This window comes from Streptomyces botrytidirepellens (assembly GCF_003721215.1).
GTDB classification, from domain to species: Bacteria; Actinomycetota; Actinomycetes; order Streptomycetales; family Streptomycetaceae; genus Streptomyces; species Streptomyces himastatinicus.
In genome coordinates this window covers 1-5,510 of sequence record NZ_RIBZ01000651.1, presented here as the reverse complement: position 1 = coordinate 5,510, position 5,510 = coordinate 1, and the positions used below count along the sequence as shown (strand labels likewise).

6 protein-coding genes are annotated in these 5,510 nt (G+C 71.7%); 3 read left to right on the top strand and 3 right to left on the bottom strand.

The features are described from left to right. Positions 1-75: 75 nt before the first annotated feature. Entirely contained in the window at positions 76-651 is a 576-nt protein-coding gene (locus EEJ42_RS34720; RefSeq protein ID WP_123106151.1) for a TerD family protein, read from the bottom strand. A 228-nt stretch (positions 652-879) separates the two neighbouring features. Here EEJ42_RS34720 and arfB point away from each other — a divergent pair, with 228 nt between their 5' ends. Next, the gene (gene arfB / locus EEJ42_RS34715; RefSeq protein WP_009716967.1) at positions 880-1,308 is read left to right on the top strand and encodes an alternative ribosome rescue aminoacyl-tRNA hydrolase ArfB; all 429 of its coding nucleotides are present in this window, start codon (positions 880-882) and stop codon (positions 1,306-1,308) included. A gap of 33 nt (positions 1,309-1,341) precedes the next feature. Here arfB and EEJ42_RS34710 read toward each other — a convergent pair whose 3' ends face one another. Beyond that, positions 1,342-1,917, bottom strand: a complete 576-nt coding sequence (locus EEJ42_RS34710; protein ID WP_123106149.1) for a flavin reductase family protein — start codon at positions 1,915-1,917, stop codon at positions 1,342-1,344. Between the two features lie 293 nt (positions 1,918-2,210). Here EEJ42_RS34710 and cdgB point away from each other — a divergent pair, with 293 nt between their 5' ends. Both cdgB and EEJ42_RS34700 read left to right on the top strand, forming a co-directional pair. After that, complete coding sequence (cdgB, locus tag EEJ42_RS34705) at positions 2,211-3,920, top strand: diguanylate cyclase CdgB (protein ID WP_123106147.1); 1,710 nt, start codon at positions 2,211-2,213, stop codon at positions 3,918-3,920. A gap of 221 nt (positions 3,921-4,141) precedes the next feature. Then, a complete protein-coding gene (locus EEJ42_RS34700) occupies positions 4,142-5,143 on the top strand; it encodes a carbohydrate-binding protein (protein ID WP_123106145.1) in 1,002 nt (333 codons plus the stop codon). 40 nt (positions 5,144-5,183) lie between these two features. Here the strand turns inward: EEJ42_RS34700 and EEJ42_RS34695 are convergent. Then, positions 5,184-5,510, bottom strand: a 327-nt coding sequence (locus EEJ42_RS34695) for a PfkB family carbohydrate kinase (RefSeq protein ID WP_246097574.1), incomplete at its 5' end; no start/stop codon positions are given.

Genomic DNA, 5,510 nt, shown 5'->3' with positions numbered 1-5,510 from the left:
GGCGAGGGCCGCCCCCCTTGTCGGGGGCGGCCCTCGCCGCGTGCTGCGCTGAAGAACGTCAGGCGCTGAAGAACGTCAGACGTTGACGCCGAAGTCCTGCGCGATGCCGACCAGGCCCGAGGCGTAGCCCTGGCCGACGGCGCGGAACTTCCACTCGGCGCCGTTGCGGTACAGCTCGCCGAAGACCATGGCGGTCTCGGTGGCGGCGTCCTCGCTCAGGTCGTAGCGGGCGATCTCGGTGCCACCGGCCTGGTTGACGATACGGATGAACGCGTTCCGCACCTGACCGAAGTTCTGGCTGCGCGACTCGGCGTCGTAGATCGAGACCGGGAAGACGATCTTGTCGATGTCGGCGGGCAGGGCCGCCAGGTTGACGTTGATCTGCTCGTCGTCGCCCTCGCCCTGACCGGTCACGTTGTCACCGGTGTGGACGATGCTCTGGTCCGGGGTGGCCTTGTTGTTGAAGAACACGAAGTGCTGGTCGGAGTAGACCTTGCCGTTGGTGTTGACGGCGATGGCGCTCGCGTCCAGGTCGAAGTCGGTGCCCGTGGTGGTGCGGACGTCCCAGCCGAGGCCGACCGTGACGGCGGTCAGGCCCGGTGCCTCCTTGGTGAGCGAGACGTTGCCGCCCTTGGACAGGCTTACAGCCATGGGGAGTCCCTTTCGTGGTCTCGATGGTTCGAGGCGGCGGGCTTCGTCCCTTGGCTCCGGGCGAAGTCGCCGTCATCCTCCACAACGCCATCAGGGCACCCACAGGTTCCAGGTACCTTTACTTTCTTTGCCAAACCCTGATGGGTGTCCCCGGCGCTCCCGCCCCCGCGCCCCCGGCCGCGGCAAAACGGGATGACGCCGCGGGGGTCGGCGGGTGACCATGGAGCCATGTCCGGGCCCTATGTCATCCGCGGTTCCGTCTCCCTGCCGGAGGCGGAGCTGATGTGGCGTTTCTCCCGGTCGTCCGGCCCCGGCGGGCAGCACGTCAATACGAGTGACAGCGCCGTCGAGCTCCGCTTCGACCTCGCCGCCACCGACGCGCTGCCGCAGGTGTGGAAGGAACGCGCGCTGGAGCGGCTGGCCGGGCGGCTGGCCGACGGGGTGCTGACCGTACGGGCGTCCGAGCACCGTTCCCAGTGGCGCAACCGCGAGACGGCCGCCGTCCGGCTCGCCTCGCTGCTCGCGGAGGCGAGCGCGCCGCCGCCCAGGCCGCGCCGCCCGACCCGGATCCCGCGCGGCATCAACGAGCGCCGGCTGCGGGAGAAGAAGAAGCGGAGCGACACCAAGCGCGGTCGGTCGGGACGCGACTGGGGCTGAGGCCCCAGGAGCACCGCCTGTGAAGAGCGGTGCCTATTCGAGCGTGCGGTAGCGGCCGCGGAAGTACATCAGCGGCCCGCCCTCCGTGCTCGGCGTCGTCGCCGACAGCACCCGGCCGACGACCAGGGTGTGGTCCCCGGCCGTCACCCGCTGCTCGGTGTGACATTCGAGCGTGGCCAGCGCCCCGGAGACCAGCGGAGCGCCCGACTCCGTGCCGTGCGTCACCGTCATGTCTTCGAACAGCAGTCGGTCGCTGATGCGCCCCTTCATGGCGAATCGTCCCGCTGTGGTCCGTTGACTTTCCGACAGCACCGACACCGCCCAGAGCGGCTGTCGTTCGAGCAGCTCGTCCAGCCGGGACCCGTTGCGAACGCTCACCATCACGAGCGGCGGGTCAAGTGACACCGACATGAATGCGGTGGCCGTCATGCCGACGTCCTCGCCGCGCGGCCCCTCTTCCGGGTCGTGCGCGGTCACCAGCACCACGCCGGCCGCGAGCCGCGACAGGGCGTTGCGGAAGTCGTCCTCACTCACCCCACCAGCATGCGGGACGGCGGGCCCGGCCGGGGCCGGGGTGGGGGCGGGGGCGGAAGGCGTCGTCTGGAACACGTTCTACACGCTAGCCGCGTCGCGCGGCCTCGCACATCGGGCCACCGGACCACTCCGGACGTAGGTCTGCGGCCGTAGGTGGCCCGCTTGCGGGATTTGCGTTCAGAAAATGTAGGAGCGCTCCCACGCGGTCCTGGTGGGGCGCGAACACGGTCTGTGACATGAGTCACAGCAGCCAGTAATTGTTGACCCTGTGTACCGGGTGGGCAGCTCGCTGTGATTCAGTGGCCGTTGGCAATCGGACGACAAAGGAAGCCAGGAGTTGCTGTCGAGGTCTCGGGGGAGTGCGAGCGATGGAGGCCGAGTCGGAGCCCTATATCCGCCTTGCGACCCTGCGACAGCTGCATCAGGTGGTCGCCGACCTGAACACCGCCCGCAGCCTCGCCGACACCCTTCAGACCGTCGCCGACGGCGTCATAGCCGGGCTCGGCTACGAGCTGTCGGCCGTCAATCTGGTCCGTCCGGACGGTGACCTGGTGGTCGCCGCCGTGGGCGGCAGCGCGGGCGCCGAGGCGCTGATGGCCGGCCGGGTCGGCTCCCGCGCCTCCTGGGACCGCCGGCTGTCGATGGGCGACCGCTGGGGCGACCTGCGCTTCATCCCGCACACCGAGGGCTGGGTCCTCGACGATGACGACGTGCCGCAGTGGCACACCCCCGGCCCCGCGCCCCGCTTCGCCGACGAGTGGCACCCCATGGACCGCCTGTTCGCCCCGCTGTACGCGGCGGGCGGTTCCGGCGGAGAGCTGATCGGGGTCCTGTCCGTCGACAAACCGCGCAACGGGCGCCGCCCCGGCGCATGGGGGCGCGAGGCGTTGCAGATGTACGCCTTCCATGCCGCCATTGCGATCGGAAACGCCCGGCTGCGCGGCAACATGCAGCGCGCCCTGCTGCGCCTGGAGCGCGAGCAGCAGGCCCTCCGGGCCAGTGAGGAATCCTTCCGTCAGGCGTTCGAATACGCCCCCAGCGGCATGGCCATCGCCGAGATGGGCGGCGATCAGCACGGTCACCTGCTGCGCACCAACGACGCCCTGTGCCGGCTGCTGGGCCGCCCCGCCTCGGCGATGCGCCGCTACTCGTTCGCCGACCTCGTCCACCCCGAGGACATCGGCACCCTGCTGCGCACCTCCCACGAGGGCGGCCGCTCCGAGCTGCGGCTCGCCCGCCGCGACGGCACGTACGTCTGGGTGTCGCTCCGCAACTCGGTGGTCGCCGACGCCGCCGACGGCCCGCGCTTCCTGCTCACCCACGTCGAGGACATCGAGGAGCGCAAACGCCATGAGCTGGCCCTCGCCCACCGCGCCAGCCATGACTCGCTGACCGGTCTGCCCAACAGCGCCGAGCTGCGCACCCGCCTCGGCAGCAGGCTGTGCGCCCATCCGCCGCAGGGCGGCCGGGCGGAGTTCGCCGAGGGCCTGCCGGGAGCGGACGGCCTGCCGGGAGCGGACGGCGGCGCGGGGCCGACGCCGGCCGTGGACGGCTTCCCGCTCGGCTTCGACGAGTTCGAGGGCTTCGGCTCGCCGCCCCCGCCCGCCGCGGGCGGGGTCCCGTTCGACCACCATGTGCACACCTTCGCGCCCAACGAGGACGACGACGTCGACGACGGCCACAAGGGGCTCGCGGTCCTCTTCTGCGACCTCGACGGCTTCAAGTCGATCAACGACCGGTTCGGTCACCACGCCGGTGACGCGGTTCTCATCGAGGTCGCCCGCCGCCTCACCAACGGGGTGCGGGACGGCGACACCGTCGCCCGGCTCGGCGGTGACGAGTTCGTCGTCCTCGCCGACGGCCTCGGCCGGGCGGACGCCCAGGACCTGGCCGTCCGGCTGCGCAACGCGATCCTGCCGCCCATCCGGGTCGACGGCCGTGCGGTGCGGGTGGGGGCCAGTTTCGGCATCGGCTGGGCGGGCTGCGGCATGTCGGCCGAGGAGGTTCTGCACTCCGCCGACCAGCGGATGTACGTCGAGAAGCGGTCCCGTTCGAAGGAGCGCAGACGGGCCGGGTGAGGGCCGGACGGGCCGTGGCCGGGAAGGGCGGCAGCCCGGCCCCCTCCGAGCGAGGTACGCTGCGTCGATGCGGCCCTGCCGCCGACAGTGAACCGATCATGAATATTGGCCATCCGGACAGCCCACGCCCTGTTGAGGCCCTGTCGGCCCTGATATGAGCTGTCGTGGCGCGTACGCACACCTGAGCGCCGATGGCCATATGCATAGAGGAGTGACCAGGGATGACGGCCGGCAACAACGGCTCGGACACACCGGAGAACGACGACCCCTTCGCCTATCTGTACCGCTCGGAGGGCGATGAGGGCGGGCAGGGCGGCCAGTCGGGTCAGCCGGGTTCCGCCCGCACCGGTGGGTACGGCTACCCCGGTCCGGCCGGTCGGCAGCAGCAGCCGGGGGTGCCCCGCACCTCGTACAACCACGTCCGCGCGGTCGGCGAGCGCAACTACGGCCAGCAGATTCCGAACCAGCAGCCGCAGGGCTACGGGCAGCAGGGCTACGGGCAGCAGGGCCAGCAGGGCTACGGGCAGCAGAACGCCCACTACGCCGCCCCCGAGACGCTGCCCGGCGGCGGTGGCCCCCGTCAGCCCGCCCCCGCCCCGCGCGGTGGCGGCCGCGGCCCCAACAGCCGGGGGCTGCTGATCGGCGCAGTCGCCGTGGTCGCGGTGGTCGTCGTCGGCATCGGCGTCGCGATGCTCACCAACGGTGGCGGCGACGAGAACGACAAGGGCGACCAGGCGGGCGGAAAGCCCACGGCCGCTTCCAGCGTCGAGCCCAGCGACAAGCCGGAGCCCTCCAAGAAGCCCGCCGCCAAGCTGCCCAAGGAGGACGCGGCCAACATGTCGCTCGGCGGCGGCGCGGCCCCGGCGAGCGACGTCAAGGGCGCCAAGTCCAAGGGCGGCACGTACGTCGGCGTCAACAGCCCCGGGTCCTCGGCGACCTGGGACGTGGACGTCGACCGGGCCAAGGCGTACAAGCTGTACGTGCGCTACGGCGTGCCCGGCGAGGACCAGAGCCTGTCGCTGACGGTCAACGGCAAGAAGTCGACCCGGCCGATCAGCATGAAGAACTTCTCGAACGCGCCGAAGGGCGACTACGAGAAGGGCTGGACGTACTCGTGGTCCATCGTCCAGCTCAGCCAGGGCAGCAACACGATCACCCTGTCCTGCGGCGACGGCGACAAGTGCGACGTCAACCTCGACCAGATGTGGCTGAAGAGGGGCTGACGGCACGCGGGACGGCAGCCCGAGGCGCCGTCCCGCTTCCTTACGCCGCCGACGGGTGCTCGGTGACCTCGACCCGGTCCAGCAGCTCCGCGTAGAGCGCCCGGTCGAACTCGCCCGCCACCGGTGCCCGCACGGCCGCCGCCGACAGGGCCACCGCACGCGCCATCCGCTCGGGCCAGGGCGCCTCGTCCACCAGACCGGACAGCAGCCCCGCCACCGCCGCGTCCCCGGCGCCCGTCGGATTGCCCACCAGGCGCTCCGGCGGGGCCGCCCGCCAGGCGCCCTGGGCGGTGATCGCGAGCAGCCCGTCCGCGCCGAGCGAGGCGGCCACCGCGCGTGCCCCGCGCCGCCGGGCGTCGCGCGCGGC